The organism is Pseudoalteromonas sp. APC 3250 (genome assembly GCF_030407915.1).
Classification (GTDB): domain Bacteria; phylum Pseudomonadota; class Gammaproteobacteria; order Enterobacterales; family Alteromonadaceae; genus Pseudoalteromonas; species Pseudoalteromonas tetraodonis.
The window spans coordinates 1-23795 of the sequence record NZ_JASDCM010000031.1 but is presented as its reverse complement, the minus strand read 5'-3'; the positions used below and the strand labels follow the sequence as shown (position 1 = coordinate 23795).

General features: G+C 37.7%; 21 protein-coding genes. 4 read left to right on the top strand and 17 right to left on the bottom strand.

Translation table 11 applies throughout. From position 1 onward, the window contains the following. Positions 1-413: 413 nt before the first annotated feature. From recG to asnC, 3 genes are read right to left on the bottom strand one after another with little or no spacing between them, the layout of a single operon-like run. Positions 414-2495: an ATP-dependent DNA helicase RecG gene (gene recG / locus QL986_RS18570; RefSeq protein ID WP_024601821.1), complete on the bottom strand. Its 2082-nt coding sequence runs from the start codon at positions 2493-2495 to the stop codon at positions 414-416. 57 nt (positions 2496-2552) lie between these two features. Next, positions 2553-3239: a tRNA (guanosine(18)-2'-O)-methyltransferase TrmH gene (trmH, locus tag QL986_RS18565; RefSeq protein ID WP_024601822.1), complete on the bottom strand. Its 687-nt coding sequence runs from the start codon at positions 3237-3239 to the stop codon at positions 2553-2555. Between the two features lie 41 nt (positions 3240-3280). Beyond that, a complete protein-coding gene (gene asnC / locus QL986_RS18560; protein WP_024601823.1) occupies positions 3281-3739 on the bottom strand; it encodes a transcriptional regulator AsnC in 459 nt (152 codons plus the stop codon). A gap of 185 nt (positions 3740-3924) precedes the next feature. On the opposite strand from asnC, the gene asnA reads away from it, so the two are divergent. Next, complete coding sequence (asnA, locus tag QL986_RS18555; RefSeq protein WP_013466066.1) at positions 3925-4920, top strand: aspartate--ammonia ligase; 996 nt, start codon at positions 3925-3927, stop codon at positions 4918-4920. Positions 4921-4953: 33 nt separating this feature from the next. Here the strand turns inward: asnA and QL986_RS18550 are convergent, their stop codons facing one another. The 6 genes from QL986_RS18550 to QL986_RS18525 all read right to left on the bottom strand — a co-directional run bounded on the left by QL986_RS18550 (position 4954) and on the right by QL986_RS18525 (position 12235). Continuing rightward, complete coding sequence (locus QL986_RS18550; protein WP_290191802.1) at positions 4954-6558, bottom strand: FapA family protein; 1605 nt, start codon at positions 6556-6558, stop codon at positions 4954-4956. A gap of 147 nt (positions 6559-6705) precedes the next feature. After that, on the bottom strand, positions 6706-7098 hold the full coding sequence (locus tag QL986_RS18545; RefSeq protein WP_013466064.1) for a RidA family protein: 393 nt from the start codon (positions 7096-7098) through the stop codon (positions 6706-6708). A 12-nt stretch (positions 7099-7110) separates the two neighbouring features. Further along, positions 7111-9216 (bottom strand): bifunctional GTP diphosphokinase/guanosine-3',5'-bis pyrophosphate 3'-pyrophosphohydrolase, encoded by a 2106-nt coding sequence (gene spoT, locus QL986_RS18540; RefSeq protein ID WP_024601824.1) that lies wholly within the window; start codon positions 9214-9216, stop codon positions 7111-7113. Between the two features lie 127 nt (positions 9217-9343). Then, a complete protein-coding gene (gene rpoZ, locus QL986_RS18535) occupies positions 9344-9619 on the bottom strand; it encodes a DNA-directed RNA polymerase subunit omega (protein ID WP_008108220.1) in 276 nt (91 codons plus the stop codon). Between the two features lie 125 nt (positions 9620-9744). Beyond that, complete coding sequence (gene gmk / locus QL986_RS18530; RefSeq protein ID WP_013466062.1) at positions 9745-10365, bottom strand: guanylate kinase; 621 nt, start codon at positions 10363-10365, stop codon at positions 9745-9747. 580 nt (positions 10366-10945) lie between these two features. Next, positions 10946-12235, bottom strand: coding sequence for a tyrosine-type recombinase/integrase (locus tag QL986_RS18525; RefSeq protein ID WP_290191801.1), 1290 nt, complete (start codon positions 12233-12235; stop codon positions 10946-10948). 487 nt (positions 12236-12722) lie between these two features. Here QL986_RS18525 and QL986_RS18520 point away from each other — a divergent pair, with 487 nt between their 5' ends. Then, positions 12723-13199: a hypothetical protein gene (locus QL986_RS18520; RefSeq protein ID WP_138764196.1), complete on the top strand. Its 477-nt coding sequence runs from the start codon at positions 12723-12725 to the stop codon at positions 13197-13199. Continuing rightward, positions 13196-14476, top strand: a complete 1281-nt coding sequence (locus tag QL986_RS18515) for a relaxase/mobilization nuclease domain-containing protein (RefSeq protein WP_138764197.1) — start codon at positions 13196-13198, stop codon at positions 14474-14476. The genes QL986_RS18520 and QL986_RS18515 overlap by 4 nt, the downstream gene beginning before the upstream one ends. Before the next feature lie 128 nt (positions 14477-14604). On the opposite strand, the gene QL986_RS18510 is transcribed toward QL986_RS18515, so the two are convergent. The 8 genes from QL986_RS18510 to QL986_RS18475 form a co-directional block, all read right to left on the bottom strand. After that, positions 14605-15087: a hypothetical protein gene (locus QL986_RS18510; protein ID WP_138764198.1), complete on the bottom strand. Its 483-nt coding sequence runs from the start codon at positions 15085-15087 to the stop codon at positions 14605-14607. A gap of 108 nt (positions 15088-15195) precedes the next feature. Beyond that, positions 15196-15978, bottom strand: coding sequence for a hypothetical protein (locus QL986_RS18505; protein ID WP_290191800.1), 783 nt, complete (start codon positions 15976-15978; stop codon positions 15196-15198). Between the two features lie 96 nt (positions 15979-16074). Then, the gene (locus QL986_RS18500) at positions 16075-16404 is read right to left on the bottom strand and encodes a hypothetical protein (RefSeq protein WP_290191799.1); all 330 of its coding nucleotides are present in this window, start codon (positions 16402-16404) and stop codon (positions 16075-16077) included. A 30-nt stretch (positions 16405-16434) separates the two neighbouring features. Continuing rightward, positions 16435-17022, bottom strand: a complete 588-nt coding sequence (locus QL986_RS18495; protein ID WP_290191798.1) for a 3'-5' exonuclease — start codon at positions 17020-17022, stop codon at positions 16435-16437. 80 nt (positions 17023-17102) lie between these two features. Next, positions 17103-17390, bottom strand: coding sequence for a peptide chain release factor-like protein (locus QL986_RS18490; RefSeq protein WP_290191797.1), 288 nt, complete (start codon positions 17388-17390; stop codon positions 17103-17105). A 3-nt stretch (positions 17391-17393) separates the two neighbouring features. Then, a complete protein-coding gene (locus tag QL986_RS18485; protein WP_290191796.1) occupies positions 17394-18152 on the bottom strand; it encodes a metallophosphoesterase in 759 nt (252 codons plus the stop codon). Between the two features lie 10 nt (positions 18153-18162). After that, positions 18163-18408: a hypothetical protein gene (locus QL986_RS18480; RefSeq protein WP_290191795.1), complete on the bottom strand. Its 246-nt coding sequence runs from the start codon at positions 18406-18408 to the stop codon at positions 18163-18165. 26 nt (positions 18409-18434) lie between these two features. Beyond that, positions 18435-19631, bottom strand: a complete 1197-nt coding sequence (locus QL986_RS18475; RefSeq protein WP_290191794.1) for a hypothetical protein — start codon at positions 19629-19631, stop codon at positions 18435-18437. Between the two features lie 224 nt (positions 19632-19855). On the opposite strand from QL986_RS18475, the gene QL986_RS18470 reads away from it, so the two are divergent. Further along, entirely contained in the window at positions 19856-23671 is a 3816-nt protein-coding gene (locus QL986_RS18470) for a protein kinase (RefSeq protein WP_290191793.1), read from the top strand. The last annotated feature ends 124 nt before the right edge of the window (positions 23672-23795 follow it).

Here is a 23795-nt window from a genome sequence, read left to right as displayed (position 1 = left end):
AAAGCCCGATTCGAAAGAGTCGGGCTTTTTTACGTCTGCAGGAAAGTGAAAACGCAGGTGAAAGGTAAAAGGCATCAGGTAAAAGGAAAATAATAAGCGCCTAATGCCGACTCTATACATTTGCTATATGGCTCTCTACCGCTGTGGGCACTACGACATCACCAGGCTCCAAATTGAGAAAGCCCGACTAGAAATAGTCGGGCTTTTTTACGTCTGCAGAAAAGTAAAAACGTAGGTGAAAGGTAAAAGGCATCAGGTAAAAGTAAAAGAATAAGCGCCTAAAGACTACTCTAACGCTTTGGACGACACCACGACATCTTGCAATAGAAGGCCTGAGAATAAAGGCATTATGAAAATATATCCGTTTGGAGTAAGTCTGGATGATGAGGTGAAAAGTAAAGTTTAAAAACCGACTATGCTTGTGCGTAGTTTGATTTATTACCTAACCAGCGGTGAATAAGTGGGTCTATATGCTGAGGATATTGCTTAAGCATTTGTTGTGCGATGGGTCTTACTTGATTGAGTGTTTGTTTATCGCGTGTTAAATCAGCGATTTTGAATTCGGCTAAACCTGTTTGTTTAGTTCCAAGTACTTCACCTGGGCCGCGTATTTCTAAATCACGTTCTGCGATAACAAATCCATCGTTACTATCGCGCAGTACTCCTAATCGCTTCTGTGCAGTATGAGAAAGTGGCGCATGGTATAAAAGAACGCAATGCGATGCGGTTGCCCCACGTCCTACACGGCCTCGTAATTGGTGAAGCTGTGCTAAACCTAAGCGCTCTGGGTTTTCAATAATAATTAGGCTCGCATTGGGGACATCAACACCGACCTCGATCACGGTTGTTGCGACAAGTACATGAATGTTCCCCGTTTTAAACTCACTCATAATGGCTTGCTTTTCAGTGGCTTTCATTCTCCCATGGACTAAACCAATATTAAGTTCAGGTAAGGCTTCTTTTAATTGTAAAGCACTGTCTTCCGCTGCTTGGCATTGTAATACTTCAGACTCGTCTATAAGAGTACATACCCAGTAAACTTGTCGACCTTGTTCATTACAGGCAAGTTTCACCCGACTAATGATGTCATCTCTGCGGGTATCAGGGATGGCAACAGTGGTAATTGGTGTTCTTCCTGGTGGTAATTCGTCGATCACTGAGGTTTCTAAATCTGCATAAGCAGTCATCGCAAGCGTACGTGGTATAGGTGTTGCTGTCATTACTAGTTGATGTGGATAACAATCACCAAAGCGCCCTTTTTCACGCAGTGATAAACGTTGATGAACCCCAAATCGATGTTGCTCATCAATAATGATAAGTACGAGATTGTTAAATTTTACTTCATCTTGAAATAAAGCATGGGTACCCACAATCATCTGCGCTTCACCAGAGGCGATCATTGCAAGGGTATTAACTCGCTCTTTTCCTTTTGTTTTACCGCCTAGCCAAGCAACCGATATTCCAAGGTTTTCAAACCAGCTGGAAAAGTTAATTCCGTGTTGCTCTGATAATATCTCTGTTGGCGCCATTAATGCGACCTGATAGCCTTGTGCTATCGCAGTTAAAGCGCTCAGGGCTGCGACTAATGTTTTACCAGAGCCTACATCCCCTTGGACAAGTCGCATCATAGGGTAAGCGTGTTGCATGTCTGTTTTAATTTCTGATACTACACGGCTTTGTGCATTGGTTGGCGCAAAGGGTAATTGTGCTAGAAATTGCGCTTCTAATGGATTAGTGGGCTCAAGGGCAATAGCTTTAACTTGTTGTCCTTGCTCTCTTACTTTTAAGAGGCTGAGATTTTGAGCCAACAACTCTTCAAAAACGAGCCGTTGTTGTGCTGGGTGAGTCCCTTGTTCAAGCGCAATTATATCAACATCATTAGGGGGGCGATGCAGTAGCAATAACGCATCACTTAACGGTAGTTGCGATGGTTGCCATTGTTGAGGTAGTAGCTCTTCTACTGCGTATTTTTGAAGCAATTCTATTGCCTGTTCACTCAACGCCCTGATAGAGAGTTGCTTTAACCCCTCGGTTGTTGAATAGACTGGCGTAAGTGTTGATGATGTTGGTTGCTGTTCAAAAGTGTCGCTAATACTGTATTCAGGATGACTCATTTCAAAGCCAACACGTCCGCGACGTATTTCGCCAAAACAGCGAATTATTTTACCCGCGCTAAATGCGTTTTTTTGTGCTGCGGTAAAATTAAAAAATCGTAGTGTTAACCTACCTGTCCCATCATTTATTTGGCAAACCAGCATACGCCTTTTACCAAAGGTAATTTGGCTTGTTTCAATGGTTGCTTGAACCGTTACATGGCTATGTGCGGTGAGCTCACTAATAGCATAAATACGCGTTCTGTCTTCATACCTTAGCGGTAAATGAAAAAGCATATCTTGTACTGTGGTGATGCCTAGCTTTAAAAGTCGTTCAGCCATTTTAGGGCCTACGCCTTTAAGTTCTGTGATTGGGTATTGGCTTAAGCTAGGTTTAGACAAAGTAGGCTCAATTATTGTTATTTAGTGAGTTAAGTGTACTTATACACTGTATATGCATCAAGTATGTTTTAATGCCTGCCAAAATTGTTCATCCGCAACGATTTCGCCATGCTCATCAAGTGCGGGATAAGGTAAGTTCTTTTGCTTACACTGCCTTGCAATAATTGGGTGGCAGCCTTCAAAATACATTGGATGTTTTATTTCTTCACTCAGCATATTTCTATTATATAACCCAGCTAACTCACGTTGACGTTGTGCTTCGAATAAGATTAATGCTGCTGCAACGGATACATTTAACGATTGCACCATGCCTTGCATTGGAATAATAATGTTTTGATCTGCATATTCGAGCGCTTTTTCTGAGATCCCCGTTTTTTCTTGGCCGACAATAATTGCAGTGGGTTTAGTGTAATCAATTTCTCTAAAATCGACGGCATCTTCACTTAAATGAGTTGCCAAAATTTGTACATCGGGGTTATGAGCACGGATACTGGCTGCGGCATCATCTATATTTCTGTGAAGGTGTGTGTCTAACCAGTTCTTACTGCCACCTGAGGTATTATTGGTTAGCCACTTTTGCTTTTCTGGCCAGACTGCATGCACATGATGGCAACCAACAGCATCGGCCGTTCTGACTATGGCAGATAAGTTATGGTGTTTATGTACGTCTTCTAAACACACGGTAAGATCGGTTTGACGACGTGAAAGTACACTTTCAATTCTTTGATAACGAGTTTGCTGCATGGGAGTCCTCTTTTTCGGCAAATTATACGAGATTTTTCACCTTAAGGCACCACTGTTCGGCTAATCGGGTTTTGTAATGAGATCAGGGTTTCGGTTGACTGAATAGCTTCTATTGCTTGTATTTTATTGATCAATACATCTTGTAGATGATCGATTGAGCGAGTCATTACTTTAATAAAAATACTGTAATTACCGGTGGTGTAATATGCTTCAACAACCTCTTCTAATGATTCAAGCTTAATCAGAGTTTGTGGGTAGTCTCTGGCATTATTTAAATTAATGCCGATAAAACAACATACATCGTAGCCAAGCTGTTTGGTACTAATGGTTAATTGGGTACCTGTAATGATCCCCGCTTGTTTCATTTTTTCAATCCGCACATGAATTGTTCCTGCACTGACACCGAAACGCTTTGCTAATTCAGCGTAGGGTGTACGTGCATTATCCATTAATGCATGCAGAATCTGTTTGTCTAGATTATCGATTTGATAATTTTCCATAGGTTTAGTTGCTTTGTATTGTTGTATTTAATGTTTTTATACCATTTTTTTAATGATTTTAATATCGTAAAGCTATTTTTGTTATGGGTTATTGAATTAAACCGTTTAATTGTTACGATAACCATATTGAAGCGCTACTAAGCGCTGAGTCGCCAATACAATAACTGGGAATGAGGCCAATTATTATGAGTTCACACTATGTGCAGCAGCAGCAGCAAATAAGTAAAGTTAAACAGTTTTTTTCACAGCAATTAGAGCAAAAGTTAGGCTTAATTGAAGTACAGGCACCTATTTTAGCTAAAGTAGGTGACGGTACTCAGGATAACTTAAGTGGACACGAGAACGCTGTTGCGGTGAATGTTAAAGCCATTACAGATAGCCGTTATGAAGTCGTGCATTCGTTAGCAAAGTGGAAACGTAAAACTTTGGGCGAGTATGGTTTCTCTAAAGGTGAAGGAATTTACACGCAAATGAAAGCGTTGCGACCTGATGAAGATTCATTAAGTCCAATCCATTCTGTGTATGTTGATCAGTGGGATTGGGAACAAGTTATTTGTGAAAGTACGCAGCGTTCTTTATCTACTTTGAAGCAAACGGTTGAAACTATTTACCAAGGTATTAAAGCTACTGAGAAATATGTTAGTGACAGCTTTGGTTTAACACCATTTTTACCCACAGAGATTACTTTTGTACATAGTGAAGCATTACGTAAAATGTACCCAGATTTTACAGCCAAGCAGCGTGAAAAGGCGATTACTCAAGAATATGGCGCTGTATTTTTAATTGGTATTGGGGGAGCATTGAGTGATGGCAAAATTCATGATGTGAGAGCGCCAGATTACGACGATTGGTCAACCCCGACATGCGAGCAGTACATGGGATTAAATGGTGATATTTTAGTATGGAACCCAGTGCTTGAAGACGCTTTCGAAATCTCATCGATGGGAATTCGTGTAAGCCCTGAAGTATTGCAAACTCAATTAAGTATTACGGGAGACGAAGACCGTTTAGAGTTTGACTGGCATAAGGCATTGCTAGAAAGTAAGCTTCCACAGACAATTGGCGGTGGTATTGGTCAATCTCGTTTAGCGATGCTGTTATTACAAAAACAACATATAGGGCAAGTGCAGGTAGGTGTGTGGCCAGCGCAAACCTATACAAGTGTAGACGGTTTACTATAAAAAATTGGGGCTGTTACTAACAGCCCCTTATTATTAAGTTTTAAATTCAATTTCTATTTTATTATTTTCTAACTTAACACTACTCGGTGGGAAGTTACGGGTCGTTTTAAGTAGTTTATTGAAGATATGGATCTCTACACCCGAATGTAAAACGCTATTCACAGTCAACATGGCTTCATCGAGTAACGTATTCAGTTTTTGCTCTAAACCTGCTACCTGCTTTTCTAATTGTTCTGCTTGCTGACTATGGTGTAGCTGCGTGGTGCCAATTTTATTTATGAGTTCATTTTTTTTATCTGCATCTTTAATTAAATCTGCTTTTTCTAAAGCCGCTTGTAAACTATCAACTTGTTCATTTGTTGCTGTTAGTTCACTAAAAGATTTATCAATCTCTTTGGTCATTTCAGTGGCTGAAGCCGCTAAATTAATTACCATTTTAGCGCCAGATTCATTACCTATCTCGCCGGCAATCAGTTTAGTGGCATCTAGAATTTCACCCCCAAAGAGCTTTCCTTTAGGTAACTCTGATTGACCAATTTGTATTGTACTCTTTGCTTTCATTGAGCTGTGGCTAGCTTGACGTTCAAGCAGAATGTTATTAGCTTCAATGTAACAATATTGAGAGTGTGAGGCATGGACATCGCCTGCGCATATTATTCTACAAGACAGTGATTTATCTTCAGGCTTTTGATGGCCAATTACCCCTTGTTTTACAGTTATATCGCCTCCTGCGGTTAATTCGCCAGATTCAACCGTACCAAAAACGGTAATGTCGCCCGTTGCATTAATACGCATTCCTGGCTCTACATTTTTACTCACTATCACACTGCCTTCAAAGTCGATATGCCCTGTTTTTACCGACACATCGTTGACAGTAAAAATATCGTCAACACGCATGCCATTATTTATTTCAACCGGCACGCCAGCAATCGTAGAGTGTAATTCCATCGGATTATTTTTTGAGATTTCAGTGCCCTCACCTGCAATTAGAGTATGAACCTCTCCGGGTTTTGCAGGTAATACATCGCCTAACACGGTAAACCCTTCTTGGCCTGGTGTAGCGGGTTGTTGCTGTACTAGTAACTCACCTGGTTTTACACTTGCTAACTTACCAAAGTCACGCATATCTACACTGCCATCTTCTTTTAATTTAGGGGCTTTGAGACGATCTTTAAGTGTTTGAACCATTGCGTTAAATTTAGTTGGTTTACCGTCTATAGGTAAGCGCCCTTTGGCGAGTGGACCACTGACTACGGAGCCAGGTGGGAGTTCAGATTGCTTTTGTAAAAGTTGCTCTAAAAATGCTTGTTTATAACCTCTTGCGACGTGCGCTTTAACTAATTCTTTTTTAGCTTCATCAAAACTCAGTGTTGCTCCCCCTTTAGCAAGAGTGAGCGTGCCCGTGGCTAGCATTTTATCATCACTTATCTCCACGCTTAAGGTGGCATCATGACGTGTTGCAACAACTAATATACGTTCAGGTGTTGCACTGCTGAAATAGTTATTTATGGCGTCATGATTGATTTCACACTCGCTGTAAGGCGATTGTTCAATTGCTTCAATGATAAAAGCAGCACTGGCGGGTGCAGATTTACTCGTATCGAGCAATACATTGCCATTATGAGCAAGCTTAAACACAAGTTATCCTTTTCTACTACTAAAGTAAGGTTTAATAAAATAACGTGATTACAGAGTGCTAGAATTTTAGTTTTGAGTCAAGAATTCATCAAAGTGTAGTTACAGATTGGAATAAAAGCTATGAGCGGCGCTCATAGCTTATAGAGGTTAGTTTGTTGAAGGAAGTTCCATAATGCCGTCTATTTCTACTTGTACACCTTTAGGTAGTGCACGAACGCCAATAGCAGCGCGAGCAGGATAAGGCTGTTTAAAATATTGGCTCATTACTTCGTTAACAATGGCAAAATTTGAAAGATCAGTAAGGTAAATATTTACTTTTACTAAATCTTGAATGGTGCCGCCAGCTTCTTCACAAACCGCACAAATATTTTTAAATACTTGGTGTGTTTGCTCGCTAAAGTCTTCAGATATAACGTCCATTGTTTCAGGGACAAGTGGAATTTGCCCAGATAAATAAACCGCTGTGCCCACTTTTACTGCTTGGCTGTATGTGCCAATCGCTGCAGGTGCTTTATCCGTTGATATAAATGCTTTATTCATGATGTTCCTATTTTATTTTTTACGATAGACTTTTTGTACATCCGGCATCACACGTATACGACGCATGATATTAGCGACATGGATACGGTTTTTAACTGTGATCCCTAAGTCTATCACGTATAAATTACTTTCTTTTTCATCGGTAGCTATTTCTACAATATTGGCCTGTGTCGTTGCGACCACATTGGTTAATTTAGCCAGCGCACCTTGGTGGTTAATAATTTCTACTCGTAAAGCCGCAATGTATTCTTTTTCTGGATTATCATCCCATTTTACGACTAGGTATTTTGAACGATCATTTTCCCAGCCACGAATGTTCTTACACTCTTGGCGATGAACCGTTAAACCTTTACCCTGGCTGACATGAGCTGTAATAGCGTCTCCAGGCACTGGACGACAACATTTAGAATAATTAACTAACATGCCTTCTGTACCAATAATGGTTGCTTTTGCACGTTTAGCAATATCGTTTAAGTCATCGTTATCGTTTTGTAATAAGCGTTTGGCAATCAGCATGCTCATTAAATTACCTGAGCCAATTTCTACCAGTAGCTCTAAGGTTGAAGAGAGTTCATGCTCCTCAAGCACTCGCGTAATACTTTCAGCTGGCAGGTTATCAAACTTGTTTTCACCTAGGGCTGAATCAAGTAAGCGACGACCTAATAATAATGCTTCTTCATGCTGTTGGCTTTTAAGGTAGTTACGTACGCCCAGTCGCGCTTTACCAGTAACAATAAAGTTAAGCCATGTTGCGTTAGGATGAGCGCCTGAGCTAGTAATAATTTCTATTGTTTGCCCAGTATCAATGGCTTTACTTAAAGGGTAAGGCTTACGATTAACGCGTGCGCCTACACAAGTATTACCAACATCAGTATGAACGGCATAAGCAAAATCGACCGCAGTCGCGCCCATTGGCAGTTCAACGATGCGACCATCTGGAGTAAACACGTAAATTTCTTCAGGGAAGAGTTCGGTTTTAACGTTTTCAACAAACTCAAATGATGATCCCGCACTTTGCTGTAACTCTAGTAAGCTTTGCATCCATTGGCGAGCACGCTGCTGCGCAGTGTGACCCGCATTGTCGCCAGACTTTTTATACATCCAGTGAGCCGCGACTCCTTTGTCTGCCATGTGATCCATATCGTGAGTACGGATTTGAATTTCAACAGGAATACCATGCGGGCCAACCAAAGAAGTATGAAGTGATTGATAGCCATTAGTTTTTGGCACGGCAATATAGTCTTTAAAGCGGGTTTCAATTGGCTTATATAAGTTATGAGCAACGCCGAGTACGCGATAACAGGTGTCCATAGAATCTACCGCAATACGAAAAGCGTAAATATCCATGACTTCGTTAAATAGTAACTCTTTGTTGAGCATTTTTTTATAAATACTGTATAGATGCTTTTCACGGCCTGATACGGTGGCCTTTATGCCAGACTCCTCAAGGCGTGCTTCAATTTCTGTTTGAATATTTGAAATAACTTCTTTGCGATTTCCGCGCGCTTTAGCCACTTCAGATTTAAGTGCACGATGACGCATTGGATACAGCGCTTGAAAACCTAAGTCTTCTAGCTCATTTTTTATATCGTGAATACCTAAACGATTAGCAATCGGCGCATAAATTTCTAGAGTTTCGCGAGCAATACGGCGGCGTTTATCAGGGCGAAGTGCGCCTAATGTTCGCATGTTATGCGTTCTATCAGCCAACTTGATTAAAATAACCCGAATATCTTGGGTCATTGCCATAATCATTTTTCGATAGTTTTCAGCTTGAAACTCTTTTTTATCTTTAAAGCTTAACTTATCAAGCTTGCTCACACCTTCAACGAGTTCAGCCACCGTTTCACCAAATATTTCAGCTAAATCTTGTTGGCTAAAATCGGTATCTTCAATCACATCGTGCATCAATGCTGCCATGAGCGTTTCATGGTCAAGGTGCATGCTAGCTAGTATCTGAGTTACTTCAACGGGGTGAGTAATGTAAGGCTCGCCACTTGAGCGAGTTTGACCTTCATGGGCCTCTCGGGCTACCACATAGGCTTTTTGAACTAGCTCAACATCGTCTGCTGGCAAGTATTTTGAGATTTTCTTTTTAAGACCTTCAAAAAGATACATTCACACTCCAATGTTCTCGTGAAGCAAATAAGTTAGGATAAGTTACGAATATACGATGAAAACAAAGGATTGCCAACGGCTATAGTTGAAATACTATGCCGTTAGCTAAATCAAACCGGGCGGTTGATTATTGGTTGCCACCAACAATGGCAGCAACAGCAGCTAGTTCTGCCGCTTCTTGGTGTTGTTGTTCTTCACGGTCAATAACATCCATTGAAGAATTATCAACTAAACCAAGTTCGATTTCACGTAAAGCAACAACTGTTGGCTTATCGTTCTCAGGATCTACTAGTGGATCTTTACCACCAACAGCAATTTGGCGGGCACGACGGGCCGCAACTAAAATTAAGTCAAAACGATTACCAATTGCATCTACTGCATCTTCAACTGTTACGCGAGCCATCTTAGCACTCCAAAATAATTTAAAAGCAAAGGCGTAGTTTACTGCACGCAGCAGGTTTCGCCAATAGCCAGTGGTTAATTTTTATCTGTTTTAGGGCATGAACACCTAATTTATCTTAATTTAGATTATTTGAGTAGCTCATTAATTAAAGTTTGATGACGTGTTGTTTGCGCTTTTAGCGTTAATCGCTGTGCAATAACAATACTTTCTATCTCACTTAAAGCAGTATCAAAATCATCATTCACAACAACAAAGTCATACTCATCGTAATGAGAGGTTTCTGATTGAGCTTGTGCCATACGCCCGGCAATAATTTCAGCTGAGTCTTGGCCACGGTTATTTAAACGTTGCTCTAACTCTTGCTTTGACGGCGGTAAAATAAAGATAGTTTTTACGTCATCCATTATTTCTCGAACTTGGCGAGCGCCTTGCCAATCAATATCTAAAAACACATCAATGCCAGCGGCGAGTTGCTCTTCAATAGCTTGCTTAGAAGTACCGTAATAATTGTCAAATACTTGTGCCCATTCAAAAAAGTCATCTTTGGCAATTAGTGCCTTAAACTCATCAACCGATACAAAATGATAATGTTCCGCATCGTTTTCACCAGGGCGCGGTGCGCGGGTGGTGTGTGATACCGATACTTTCATATCAGCATGTTTTTTCAGTAATGCATTTATTAAGCTCGATTTACCCGCCCCAGAAGGCGCAGATAAAATAAATAAGTTTCCGCGAGAGTGTGCCATTATTTTCTCTATCTAAAAATAAACAGGCTCGAACTATAAACAGCTCAAGCCTTCAATTATTATATTGTACTTTATTTAGCTAATTATGCTCAAGTGAGTGGTAAAGCCAAAAAAAGTTACTCAATATTCTGGATCTATCCCGTGAATGGGAGAAAAAGTTCTAAATTTTCCAATTATTTAATTCGGTCTAAAATGATTAAGTCACCACTTTGGTCACCAGTTCGAAGACATTCGATGCCATATCTCATCACTTACTCAATAGTCATAATAGTACAAGTTTATAGTTCTTGTCATGTATTTCATTAATCATTATTTAGCCTTCCATCGAAGTCTCGATGGCAATATCTATATGATGAGAAGTATTGATGTATCTGTATTTACAGCTGATAGAACAATCGGGAATGTATAAGGTTATTTATTGATTTTGTGGTGTCTCAGAAAATGATTGGCCGCTAATTCCGGCTCTAAAATAGAAATGTAGATGTATTATTAATGCTGTTATTTGTCTCTACATTCTATTTTGCAAAATCAAAAGTTTTGCAGTGTTAGCAGTTCTTTCTCACTGCCATGTATGGATTTTTTATGCTGCTTTTGCCTCCATAGTGATGAACTTAACCTCAGAGTCTAGATTAGCTAAAGGCAATACAATTCCAGCCATTAGCTCATATGCAACTTTACGCTGGGTTCTTCTATTCGATAGGTCATAAATTTTTAAGCGTTTTCTTTTTTTATGATTTAGACAACGCTGAGTAACTTCTTCGGCGATTTCATTATCATTTGCAGTACTTGTGAAGGTTCTTCTTAAGTCATGTATCCAAAACTTACGTACACCAGCGCTACCTAAAGGGTTATCAAATTTAACAGTCTTTGTTGAGTACTTACTAAAAAACTTGGACAACATAGTGTTTAAAGTGCTTTCCGACAAATGCCCTGATTGTGAATCACGTTTTGTAGGAAACATAAATTCACTGTCATTGACATTTAAAGCTTTCAAAGCGCAGAAATAAGGCATTACATCATCCGGAACATCTAATGTGATAACTTCTTCACCTAGTTTTGTTGGTCTAACTATCCACTCTTGCTTCTCAAAATTGAAATCTTTCCATTTTGAAGAAATAAGCTCTGATTTTCTAAAACCGAAAATCAAATATAAAACCATTGCTATTTTATTCGAAAGTGGAGCTTGTTTTGGATACTGATTTAATACATCAAACGTTTTTTCAATTTCAGACTCACTCAAGAAAATTTGTCTTTCCTGTGGATCACCACCTGCATTTTTTTCAATAGTTAAATGAGATGTAACATTCTCTAATATTAATTTGTGATCTGATGCATAGCGAAAAACGCTGTGAAAAAAATACAGAGTTTTTCGAGCTATACTTTTTCGGTCTTGCTTTACAAGTGAAATTAATAGCTTCTCCATATCATACCTCGTAATTTCACCTAGCAATTTATTTCCTAAAATTGGTTGGATATCTGCTTTATATATTTCTTTTTGCTTCTTATACTTACGAGTAGTGGTAGATAAAAATCTAACTATCAAATCATCAAGAGTTTCAATTTCACTGTGCTCTTGCATTAAAGGGTTTTTACCATCAGCTAATGCTTTTTGGACCTTTACTGACTTTGAAATTGCAGCCTCATAATTTTTAAAGTATGGATTATTTTCACCATACACCGCCCATTTTCGCTCGTATCTTTTTCTTTGAAATTGAAACCTTAAAAACCAAACTCCCACATTAGGAGAGGTGATTTTTAAATAGATATTTGAAGCAACGTAATAGATCCCTCGTTTTCCAGCTTTAAGAAGCTTTTTGATTGCCTTTTCTTTGTGAACTTCTTTCTTTTTTGGTTTTTCTATCTCTGCCATTTTAGCCTCGCTATTTGTAGTTAATTGGCAGAGATATGAAATCATATGGGAGCAAAAGAAGCTAATAGCAGCTTAGTATACTTTTGTATTTTTAAATTTATCAGTGGGTTAGTTATGCTTGTGAGGTGCAGTTTGAATGGTTAGATTTTAGATGGAAGTTGAATGCTTGATTTTTTATTATAAATGCTTAATAAAAATTAGTATTTTAATTGCCATAAAATTACTTTTAATTATGTAGTAAAAATCCTGTTGAAATATAAGATTAATATTGATACTGTTTTTATATACAGTTTTTGTGGGCAGGGTATGTTAAAGAGTAACTATTTTTAACTTCGTAAAAATCCTCAATCTTTAACCCCTGTGATGCTCACGCACCAAATTAGCAAGCTGCTCACGCAGACATTAATAAACATAAGACGAAGTCTTATGGATAAAACGCGCTAGGACAGAATTCAGATTTCGTCATAACTACAAGTGGTAAAAAGTTATGACAAAAAATAGTCAAATCCGAAAATATAATCTCGTTTCTAAATTCAACAAACAAGAATACTCGTTAATCCTTAATGCTTTTGATGAGTCGGGTTTCAGTACACTAGGTCACTTTCATAGAGAAACGTTACTTAATTCCTTGAAGGAGCAAGACGCCCCATATAAGTCATGTGACGTTCCTCCTATCAATGCCAAATATGCAAGGCAGCTGTTACAAACTCTTCAAGATCTCCACCAGTTAGTTGAGCACTTAAATCAATCTTTAGTTGAAGATAATAATTCAGAAGGAAGAAGAATATATTTAAACAATGCAATTCAGCTAGTGTATGACACAGCCAAGCACTCCTTGAATTGGTTTAGGTTTTTCTCTGGTAAATACAATCATGTAATCGAAGATATAGCCCTCGAGACATTATCTTCAGAGGCCCTTACTGACTTAGCTCAATTGAAAGCAGCTAGGGAGCGTTCAAAATGATCGTAGAGCACATGAAAAATAGCAAAGGCGATAACAGAGGCAGAGTTAAAGAGTTGATTAGGTACATATGCGGAAAAACTAAGCATTGTCGAGACTCTGCTGGGCAAAACATTACAAAAGACGTTATCGATTATGTTGGATGTAGCGTAAGCCTTCCGTTGATCAACCCTATGATCAGTCAAGTTGATGGACTTTATAAAAAGCTCGACATAGAAAGAGTTGACCTCGAACCCTTAATAGAAGAATTTTTGAAATCAGAGGCAAACAATAACCGGGTTAAACAACCTTTTGAGCACTTTATTATTTCGCTGAAAGAGAACGAATCGCTCAATCTTGCGAAATGGAATTTGTTAATTGCGGACATTGCTAAAGAACTTGGGTTTAATGATCACCACTGGGTAGCGTTTAGACATTTAGATACAGACAACGAACACTGTCATCTTGTTTGTTCTACCATATCAAATGCAGCTCCTTTTAAGCGACTAGTGTTGGGCAATAGTTTTAAAAAAATCGCATTCGCAAGAAAAAAATTAGAGAAAAAGTACAACCTATCTACTGATATCTCACCTTATGTGGATGGCATCGGTACAAAGATCAATAATGCTAAGTACAAAACCCGAAAACAAACAATCAGAACTGCAATTGATCAAGTCTTAAATAGCTCAACGGGTATAGAGCTACCGAAATTAATTGAACAGCTAAATAACATCGGGATAGGAAGCTATGTTCAAACCCGAAATGGTGATGTCCGAGGGATTTCTTTCTCGATTGGCTCATTTAAATGCAGCGGCTCTAAGCTTGGTATTGGCTATAGCTGGAAACAACTCCAAGTTCGAGGAGTTAGATATAGCTCTGTGCTTCACCAAAACCGCATTGAACAATCTAACATGGTTGAAAAAGATATAATGGGTGAAATTGAAAAGTACTCATTGCCGCGCATCCAACCTACTAACAAAACTAATTTGGTCATAAAAGTATTTTCGATGGCTTTCACACCTAGTAAAACAGGAAAGAAAAGCAAAAATAGACAGAGATATTCCCAGTGGGGAATATGGATGATAAGGCACAAGAATTTTAAAGGAATGACCAAAAAACAAATTGAAAATCACATTCTATTTCAACGAATGCTGAGAAAGCTGCTCGCGCTTTATTTTAATTGGCTTCGAAAAAAAGACAGAGAAAAAGAAGTCGCGTATGAAAAACTAAAACCTTACCTTGTATGGCTCAACCAGCCGGAACAACGAGAATATGAAAATTCGTTTACTTGTACTTTTTAGTTCTGAATTAGATTAGTGGGACTCGTATCGGATATGCTGGTTTGGACTCGAGCTGACAGTTATCGAAATAAAAAAGTAACTGTCAGATCAAGTACACCTAAGGTAGGACAGGTTTGCAGTAAAACAAGCTATCTCTCAAAATATTGGCTCAATATTAGGTGTCCTTTAATTGACTTACCGCAAATTAATGAACCATGGGTAGCTTCTTTTTTCACTTCTAAATCATGAATGCGCGGGATAAAAATATTATGAAATTTGCAGGTGCAATTCTCCTCAAGAATTAGTTTTGCAATGGAATCAATAAACATTTGATTCGGTTTGTCCGGACGAACCTCAAAACAATGTTCATCATAGCTATAAAGAATTTTTTCAGCATTTCCATTTGGAAGTGCATAGCCGATTTGCTGGAGTTGTAGCTCTGAATATTCTATAGAATCATCGGTGAATTCTGAAATATCTGTCCAATAAAGTTTTAACCTTTCCACGTCATCGACACCAAAGAGCCGAGCGATAGCTTCGAGAAATACAGCCATTGTGACTTTGTAATTGCCTGTATCGCTCAGTAAACCAGTATTCTCAAATTCTGTAGTATTATCTTGTAAGTTATTCATTAAATATTCTCCTGTTTTTATATGGTTCCTATTATCCACATGGAACTTACTTTTTCTTTATCAGACTATGTTATTTTATATTTTTGATTTTTCAGGCTCTGATAATTATTAATTGGTTTTTGTATAGTGCTCTTTCCAAAGTTCATAATTTCTTTGATCATCTTCAATTTTTTCTTGTGTGGTTTTAACCAAATCAGACATTGAAGCTAGATTCGTCATTCCTTGGAAGAACTTATCCTGTTTGACGTAATCAACAAACTTATCGCTGGCGATTTTTACGTTAACTTTTCCAGAGATCATGCCTCCGATCAGATCACCTACACCACCAATAGATTTGATATCTTTGCCACCGACTTTTCCTAATCCACTTAGTACATGAGTAGTATTACCATTGAGGAACCTAATTTTTTGGGGAAGCGTCTTCTCATTTAGCATACAGCCTAAAAACATTCCTTTTGACGTGTAACCGTCTCCCCCTGTTTCACAATGCATAATTAACCCATTGGCTTTGCTGTGAGCATCGAAATTGACACCTGAAACACTGCAACGACGTACAGCCTTTAAATTTGGACTCCAGTTTTCTTGAATATGGGTTATTGAATGGGTTCCAATACTTGTTGATTGGTAGATTTCAAAATGCTTCTTTTCGTGAAGTTTGTTTGTGAAATCTGCGCATGCACTAGAGACATCGCTACGCAAAAAGTTGAGGTAATCTAAAACTTTTTCGCTTTTCTGTATTCTCACTTGAATTGCATTTAAAACTTCTTGCTGTTCTTTCGGGATTGGATCTTCGTCAAATGCACCAAAGTAATATAGTGCGCCTAAGATTACTAAAAGAATAAGAAGACCAAATCCTTCTGCATTTTCATGTTGTTCAGCGTTTGAATTCATAAATATCTCCATTAGAGTTTGGGTTGCTGCAAACTGGAGATGATTATGCGAGGTAAAAGTGTAGTTTTGTTTATCAGATGAGTTAGTGACTAAAGTTTAGCGTTTGGCTAAACGCTCAATTAGCATTAAAACAAGTTCCTTTTGGAAGTAGCAATACTCATCAGGGATGTCTAGATTAGTCACTTTATGAACATACCTACTTTTAGTATATTGCTCGATTCGTTCAATATGAGCCTGCTCGAAAACATAAATTTTATCAGCCCATTTCAGCAAACCTTCTGTGCACAATGTGGAGCCGGCTTTTGTTACGTATTTAGCGCTTAACCCTGCTGACTTATATGTATTTTCAGGATAGAGAACTTGGAATAATTCTTCAGCAGTTTTGCTTCTTTGAACATTGGCGGTGCACAGAAACAAAATATTCATTTTAACTCCCGAAGGTATCCAAATAAGTACTTATTTTGGGGCTGGTTGGTAATTAGGAATAAATTCCCTGCCAAGGATGTAAGGCATGAGCTTCACCATATTGTTTGCGTCGTCAATACCTCTATGGTGCGTCCCTTCAATTGAAATATGAGCCAATTTGAGCGCTCCAGCCATACCTTGTCGCTTGCGAACTCGTTGGCTTTTTGAAAACTGCTTCTTGATGTTCAAATGAGGGGCTGAGATCGGGTAAGGCACATTGTGAAAAGTCGACTCTAGCTCAAATTGTTGCTTATCGTAGTTGCCCCAGCTACAAAATAAGAAGTTATCAAACTTCTCGAGCCATCTAACTAATGCTGTAATCGCTTCTGGGTAGTCCGGAGCATTGTCTACATCGGCTTGAGTAATAGAAGTTAAATCGGTACAAAATGTACTTAGTTGAGGGAACCTAACGGGTCTAATAAACGTACTAAACTCGTCGATTTTTTGTAAAGTATTGGCGCACACCATCACACCGCCAATTTCAATCATTTCCATGTCTTCGAGAGTAACTGAGTCTTTTTCAGGGCAGTTAGCCTCTACATCGATGATTAAATAATATTTAAATTTGTCTAAATCCATATGTTCTATATTTTATTGTTTTTAAAACAGAAATACAAAGGGTTAACTGCACTGAAGCAAAATTTATTTTCAGTTCTCAGCTAGTCATATTTGCCGGAATTAAGCTCATTCCAAAATGTTTCACCATCTATTAAGTCATCCTCATTTATATCCTCAAAGCGCGATTTGACGAGTTCAAATTGAGCTAATTCTGACTTAAGCTTTTCCATAGCCGCGATATGATTTTTATGCTGCGACTTTTGGTCTGTGCTTGTTACTTCAATGTTTAACTTCAAATGCCTAATTTTAACCCCTACGTGAGCGCCAATTGGTGGATCATAAGGAGAGGCACAAGTGGTAACTTCTATATCGTTCGAATTTATGTCCATAAATTAAATCTCTATAATGTAGGTTTCGCAAAATGAACTATTTTCTTCAACCTTGGCATAACCTCGCTGGTTAGAAATGACTCGGGTTCCGGATAGCATGTAATCGACATTATGATGTGTGTGCCCATGTACCCACAGGTTAATGTCATATTGCGCTATAAGCTTCTCAAGGTTTGATGAAAACGAGGCTGACAACAAATCATCTTTGTACTGCTGCGGAGTTGATCCACCAGACGGTGCATGATGAGTAACGAGCACCGTTTTGTTGTTCGTATTTTTAGCAAGCGTTTTTTCAATAAAGCTAACTGATTTATCGAAAAAACCTTGAGTATCAGCAGTTCTCAATTTGCGGTACTTACCATTGTCATTGAGTCGAATTCGCTCATAGTCATTGATTCTTGAACCCGCATAAAATGAGCACTCATGCTGTTTTGCTTCTCCAAACAGTTTAAAATCAGTCCACAAGGTTGAGCCAATAAAATTGACTCCACCGATATTGATATTCTCATTTAGCAGTACATGCACATGTGAGTTTTCTACCTGTTCTTTAAGTTTCTTATTTACAGAGTCAATATTAGAACCATAGTATTCATGGTTGCCCGGTACATATATTACGGGTACATCAAAGGACTCAATAGCCCATTGAGCACCGCGGTGCTTGGAATGTATATCACCAGCCAGAATGACCACGTCGGCATCTAGTTTAGGTGGGTGCCAAACACCAAATTCATTATGAACATCTGAAAAAATAGCTAATTTCATTTTTCAATCTCTACATTGCTACAACAAGAAAGCCCAGATGCTGATCAGCAAGGTCTGAAACAGCTTGAACATTCCCCATAAGGTCGTATGGAAATTCTTTAAATGAATCTTCAAACCCCTTTAATGCAGCAATTTCCGGATACTTATCCTGTATGAATTTTTTAAGCTCTATAACGTGTTCTAGCGCATCCAAATTATTACCATAAATATCAAAACCAACGTCTTCTAGAATTATCACTTTTGAGTCAATTGTCATGGTTGATACCTTTTAAACTTGTTGGCTTAATAGTCAGTTAGTAATGAATGATAGTCGTATCTGTATTGTTCTACAGAAAGAGGGGCACCGTTGAGTTGCTTCAGGCTTTTATCAAAGGCTTCAACGTAGCCGTGATACTCTTCTAGTGGGGAGTTCAGTTGCTTAGAAAAATCATACGTGACTTGTTTCACATCTTTCATAAAACTGATAATTGACGATTGCCCGTTAGCATCTTTCAAATATTGATAGGCAAGGCCATAATGGCTATAGGCGGTAGCTTGGTCGCCAATTTCATCGTTGTAGTAAACAACAAGCGTAGGGTCGTACTCGCCGTGTTGTGATTTATGAGCCACGTTCATGCCGCTTAAAAAAACGGCCTGACCTTCACTGAACCATCTCGGTAACCCTAGCCCTTCGAAATTGGCCGTTAACGCATATTGAATTGTGTGAATAATTTCGTGCTTTACGATTTTGTCTACTTCATGTGGTGCAGCAATAGACGGGGCACCTACATTAATTCCGACCAAATTACCTTCACCCCAGCCATTCGTTGAGGTTGTTTCATGGATACAAACGTAGAGTTTATCCTCTAAAACAGCTTCTGATTCCGTTTGGAAAGGTGAATATGGGTCATTAACTAATAGTCCAACAGCTTGAGCCATATCTATGTTTTTTGTTGTTTTAGTTGCCCAGTCAACCTGTTGTTCGTAATTCCAATTATCAAACTCTGATGGGTATGTAACTGAGTCATATTGCTTATAAGCAAGATTATTTCTGATGTACTTTAAGCCATCGAGACGAATTGCGTATCGATTTGAAAAATAGTCACCTTTAGTCATCTGCATCGTACTTAAGGATGAATCGAAATTGTTTTCTACCCAAGTGGCAACTTGCTTAAAGTCGCTCTCTGGTAAGTTAGGATTGCCAAATACAAGAGTATTTTCAGTCTCAAAGTAGTAATCGTTATACTGTTGAGTGCACCCGTTAGCTTTTCTTCCATACACCTGTGATGAAGGCATCATCTCAGTAGAATAAAAAACACCGGTGTCGTATGAGCTTTTGAAAGTGCCTAATACATTTGGTACAGACGAGTTGGATTGACCAGACTGATTTGAGCTATTGCTATCTAAGTCACCTTTTCCACCTGAACCGCAGCCTGCAAGAACTAATGTAATAGCTGTTAATACACTGGTATTTTTCATAAATTGCTTCAAATTAATCATTTCGATTTCCTCATGTGGTTAGTGAAATGAAGCATAAATTATAAAAATTGAGTTTTACTTATAATAAGTACAAGAGTGTTAAAATTTCCAACAATGCATTGTGCTTTTAATTTATTGTTAATATTATTAATTTGTGGGTGACTGGTGCCTAAATTAGGCTTTTTATTGGTTTTAAAAGTTAGGCTTTAGGCAAAATGGTTAGAGCTTTACGAAGGAGAAAGAGGGTGTTCATTGATGAAAATTTGTCGTTTGAAGACGCTAACCTAAATAAGCAAATTGAAGAATTTGAGCTGTTAATTGACTCAACATTAAAGGAAAAAGAAGCCAAAGGACGTATTCACTATTCATTACTAGAAGCATATGAACTTTGGGTGTACATGGAACACTTTAACTTAAAGTTTAGTAAAGCTTTAATTCAGCTAGCAGATCTAGTTTTCACTGATAATAAGTCGACGATAGCACCAGCGTTACAGTCAAAACTTAGAAAAAACAAGTTATTAAAAAGAGTAAGTGAAGTAATCCAAAATGAAGGTGATAGAGTATCGAGCGTATTGGAATTTTTGTTTATAAAGAGTGAGGACCAGAAAGTAGCGAGAACTAAAATTGTAAATGAATTTAATAACAATGGCGCAAAAACGATTAAAAACCTTGAGTATTATCTTGAAGGTTTAACGTCAGCAAATGAAAAAGCTGACAAACTTCAATTAATAAAAAATGTTGAAAAATTAATACAGTGTCTAGAACCTTTACAAACAAGAGTGGTTAGAAGTATAGGAAGCTATGAGCTTTTTAAGAAGTCCTATGATGACAGAATAGACGCATTACAAAATTTGCTTGTAATGTTAAAGCCACTTATCAGACTCTGGTATCAGAAAAGTACGTTAGATACCCTTGTTGCTGAAGACGATTGGAAAATATTTACAGCCTTTAAGACCGAGGTTATTGATAAATACAAAACTGAGGGTGACGGAAAATATAAGCGATGCGAATTAGCAATAAAACATTTAACTGCGAACTTATGCACAACAAACTCTAGCCGCCTACCTTACACCGAATTTTATCTCAGTTTTATCAAATCGCAGCAGGGAAAACGAGTCAAAGGTAGCTATGAATCTTTAGTTTTAAAATACGTTACTCAATTATGGATCGACAACAAAGATCGTGCGCTTGAAATGCCTTTACCCATATTAGATATACAATGTACTTCTAATACAGATGTCAATGATTCTCTAAGGTTTTGCGAAGAACTTTCAATTAAAAACCCCAGTTTAACTAAATTTTTAGTCAATGATGACCATAAAAATAGAGTAAATAGCATTAGAGAGTTTTTTACTAGAGAGTCTTTTAACTCCCCATTGCTAGAATCGTTGTGTTTACCATTATTTAATAGTGTAACTAAAAGGGATTTCCACAATAAACTTGAAGCCTTATGCAACGATTTTATTTTATCTCATGACAAAAATATTTCTAATTTCAAATTTTCTCAAATTGCTGAGCCACTAACTTGTGGTAATTCAAGCGAATTAAAGAGCCTGTTTATGTATTCTAGCTTTTTGCATTATTTGGTGATGAAAGGTGAATATGAAGAGTTATCTGTCGAAGAAATACTTGAAAAAGCTTTTGCTCTTGAACTCGCGATAATTTACCGCAATCGTTTTTTAATTCATGAACTTGACAATTTATCAAAGAAAAGTGCACAACAAAGCATTACGGATAAATACAAAGAGTATAAGAACACTGTTTTTAGAATTGCGAGAGCATGGTTACTTTTCCTCAATGAAGCATTATTGGATAAAGAGAAAGCTGGTGTAAATGAATTTGTAAAAGAAAACTTAAGTAAATTTTTTAAGTCAGAATTCCCAACGTCTGATAAAAAGATGAAACAAATCGCGGGCATACGTCGAGATGGTGGTGAATTCGAGGATATGGAAGGAGAAGATAGTGCTGCTATTCAGAATCTATTTCTATCATTCGGACTATACTTTGAGGAGCATTTCGACTTTCCCTTTGATTTGGTATTAGTTAGCTCAAAAAGCAATTTATCAAAATTTATTAAAGACCGTGCCGGTATAGAAAAGAATTACAATATTGATGAGTTGAGCCAAGCTTGTAGTTTTGAGGAGATAGATAAGTTCTGGAAAAAGCTCATTGGTAAGCATGATGAAGAAATAGTCTTTCACTCATTTATTTATCAATTCCTTGATGACGGAAAATTGACAAAGAATGATGGCAAGTCCTACAAAAGAGACTCTAGTGTGAAAATTAAAAATCTTCTTGAAGGTAGCCATTTATTATCTTATGTCAAGGCATATAAAAATAAGGGGTTTTCAAATCTTCTCCTTGATTATGATGATTCTTTGACTCCTGATATCGCCAAAAAGCTTGACGTTGCAAAAAAAATAGTGAGTTTGGAAGATAGCCGCTATCGTCTTATTTTAGATGATGCCGAAAGGCCTGTTCAGTTGGGGCATGGAGGCTTCGGTTGTGTCTATAAAGCTAAAGACTTAATTCTTGACTCTGTTGTTGCATTAAAACTAATTCCCAAATGGGCTGACTCAATTGTTTTAGAAAAGAAAATGCTGAATGAAGCAGTGGTTATGCGTAAATGCAGACATGAAAATGTGGTAACTCTTTATGATGTGTACAGTTTTTATACTGAATTTATGCAATTGTCTAGTGGCCTAGATAAAGAGTTAGTTAACAACTTTAGAAAGGACCAAAGCATAAATGCATTGGTAATGGAGTACATTGACGATGCGCAAACGCTTAAAGATTTTGTTCAAAGCACTACTTTCAAAAGTTATAGTTACAAGGAAAAGTTAGATCTCTTCATTAATATTTGTAAAGGGGTAGAACAAGTACATAATCAAGTACCACAAGTAGTACATGGCGATATAAAGCCTGAAAATATCCTTATAGATAAAAACAATATTCCAAAAATTACCGACTTTGGTATTTCAAGTGTAGTAGGTGAATTGCCGAAAGGCAGTTCAGGAAAAATATTCTCATCTAACAATGTCCTTAAAAAGATGCCAGCAACTGTGCAGGATGATATTCATAGTTTGGGTATCATTCTTGTTTATATACTATACCCGTCCCTTTTTGTTATTTTGAATAAAGTAATTAATGACAACTCATTCAAAGAAAAATTATTAGCATTTACTAATATTATCGAATATGAATTAATTCCTTTTACAATTAGAGAAAAGAAAATGTCAGTTGATTCTATTAATGTAGTCGCTGATATTCTTCCTCCGAGTTTGTCTGACTTCAAAGAAATAATACCGGAAGTCTTGGGATATTATTTAGGAGAAGCGAACATTGAACGAATTGAGTGTTGCCCTATAAAGTTTATAGGAAGAGCTTTGATTGAACATAGTAAAGAACTCGATAGTGTTTGGTTTAATGACGTCTTGATAGGAGAGGTAAAACAGCAAATCGAAAACCAATTCATGTCTGAAGAAAAGTCTATGTTGGGGTTGGATAGCGAAGAAGCCATACAGGAAAACATCCAGCGGCATATTCGAGCTATTTTTTACAAACGAGAAAGTTATGTTCGATTAAATGAACTTATTTTTGATGTTGGAACTGCAATTACTGGAGAAGCCATTTCAATATCGAAACATTTAAAGATTGGTTCGTCACTTATAGACGCCTCCATATATAACGATATAAAAGAATACAAAATTTTTGACTTCATTGAGGACGATAAGTTTGAACGTTATCTTCTACAAATTGTTTGTGAAATTGAGTCATTTGACTTGAACAAGCGAAATTATTTGGCGTCTTATTCGGGGCAGGCTATACGATTTTCATTAGAAGTAGATGAGTTAAACTCAGAACTAGTAGATATAGTTACGTTATTTTATGAGTCCAACCTTGAAATTCTAAAATTGGTTGACGTGTTGTTATTTGAAAAAAGGTTTGATAGTGAATGTTTTAAAAAGATTTTAGCTCAACTTTGGTCGAGGAGACGATTCAAAGAATTATCTAAAGCACACTTTTCTATGGAGCTAGCAACATTAGTAATGCCAAAATGAATCGCCCCGTGTTTGCCAGAGACTCAATAACTTGAGAAACTGGAACTATGAAAAAATCAAATCGCTATACATCAGAATTTCGTGAACGTGCAATTAGGCTTGTTACCACACAACAGCATGAATA

Bases quoted from the DNA above. Each gene is read 5' to 3' on its own strand.
- gmk (WP_013466062.1), bottom strand. From the start codon at position 10,365: ATGGCACACTCTCGCGGAAACTTATTTATTTTATCTGCGCCTTCTGGG.
- QL986_RS18485 (WP_290191796.1), bottom strand. From the start codon at position 18,152: ATGAAATTAGCTATTTTTTCAGATGTTCATAATGAATTTGGTGTTTGG.
- QL986_RS18525 (WP_290191801.1), bottom strand. From the start codon at position 12,235: ATGGCAGAGATAGAAAAACCAAAAAAGAAAGAAGTTCACAAAGAAAAG.
- QL986_RS18510 (WP_138764198.1), bottom strand. From the start codon at position 15,087: ATGAATAACTTACAAGATAATACTACAGAATTTGAGAATACTGGTTTA.
- spoT (WP_024601824.1), bottom strand. From the start codon at position 9,216: ATGTATCTTTTTGAAGGTCTTAAAAAGAAAATCTCAAAATACTTGCCA.
- QL986_RS18495 (WP_290191798.1), bottom strand. From the start codon at position 17,022: ATGGATTTAGACAAATTTAAATATTATTTAATCATCGATGTAGAGGCT.
- QL986_RS18490 (WP_290191797.1), bottom strand. From the start codon at position 17,390: ATGGACATAAATTCGAACGATATAGAAGTTACCACTTGTGCCTCTCCT.
- QL986_RS18475 (WP_290191794.1), bottom strand. From the start codon at position 19,631: ATGATTAATTTGAAGCAATTTATGAAAAATACCAGTGTATTAACAGCT.
- QL986_RS18545 (WP_013466064.1), bottom strand. From the start codon at position 7,098: ATGAATAAAGCATTTATATCAACGGATAAAGCACCTGCAGCGATTGGC.
- asnC (WP_024601823.1), bottom strand. From the start codon at position 3,739: ATGGAAAATTATCAAATCGATAATCTAGACAAACAGATTCTGCATGCA.
- asnA (WP_013466066.1), top strand. From the start codon at position 3,925: ATGAGTTCACACTATGTGCAGCAGCAGCAGCAAATAAGTAAAGTTAAA.
- QL986_RS18520 (WP_138764196.1), top strand. From the start codon at position 12,723: ATGACAAAAAATAGTCAAATCCGAAAATATAATCTCGTTTCTAAATTC.
- QL986_RS18515 (WP_138764197.1), top strand. From the start codon at position 13,196: ATGATCGTAGAGCACATGAAAAATAGCAAAGGCGATAACAGAGGCAGA.
- QL986_RS18505 (WP_290191800.1), bottom strand. From the start codon at position 15,978: ATGAATTCAAACGCTGAACAACATGAAAATGCAGAAGGATTTGGTCTT.
- rpoZ (WP_008108220.1), bottom strand. From the start codon at position 9,619: ATGGCTCGCGTAACAGTTGAAGATGCAGTAGATGCAATTGGTAATCGT.
- QL986_RS18480 (WP_290191795.1), bottom strand. From the start codon at position 18,408: ATGACAATTGACTCAAAAGTGATAATTCTAGAAGACGTTGGTTTTGAT.
- QL986_RS18500 (WP_290191799.1), bottom strand. From the start codon at position 16,404: ATGAATATTTTGTTTCTGTGCACCGCCAATGTTCAAAGAAGCAAAACT.
- trmH (WP_024601822.1), bottom strand. From the start codon at position 3,239: ATGCAGCAAACTCGTTATCAAAGAATTGAAAGTGTACTTTCACGTCGT.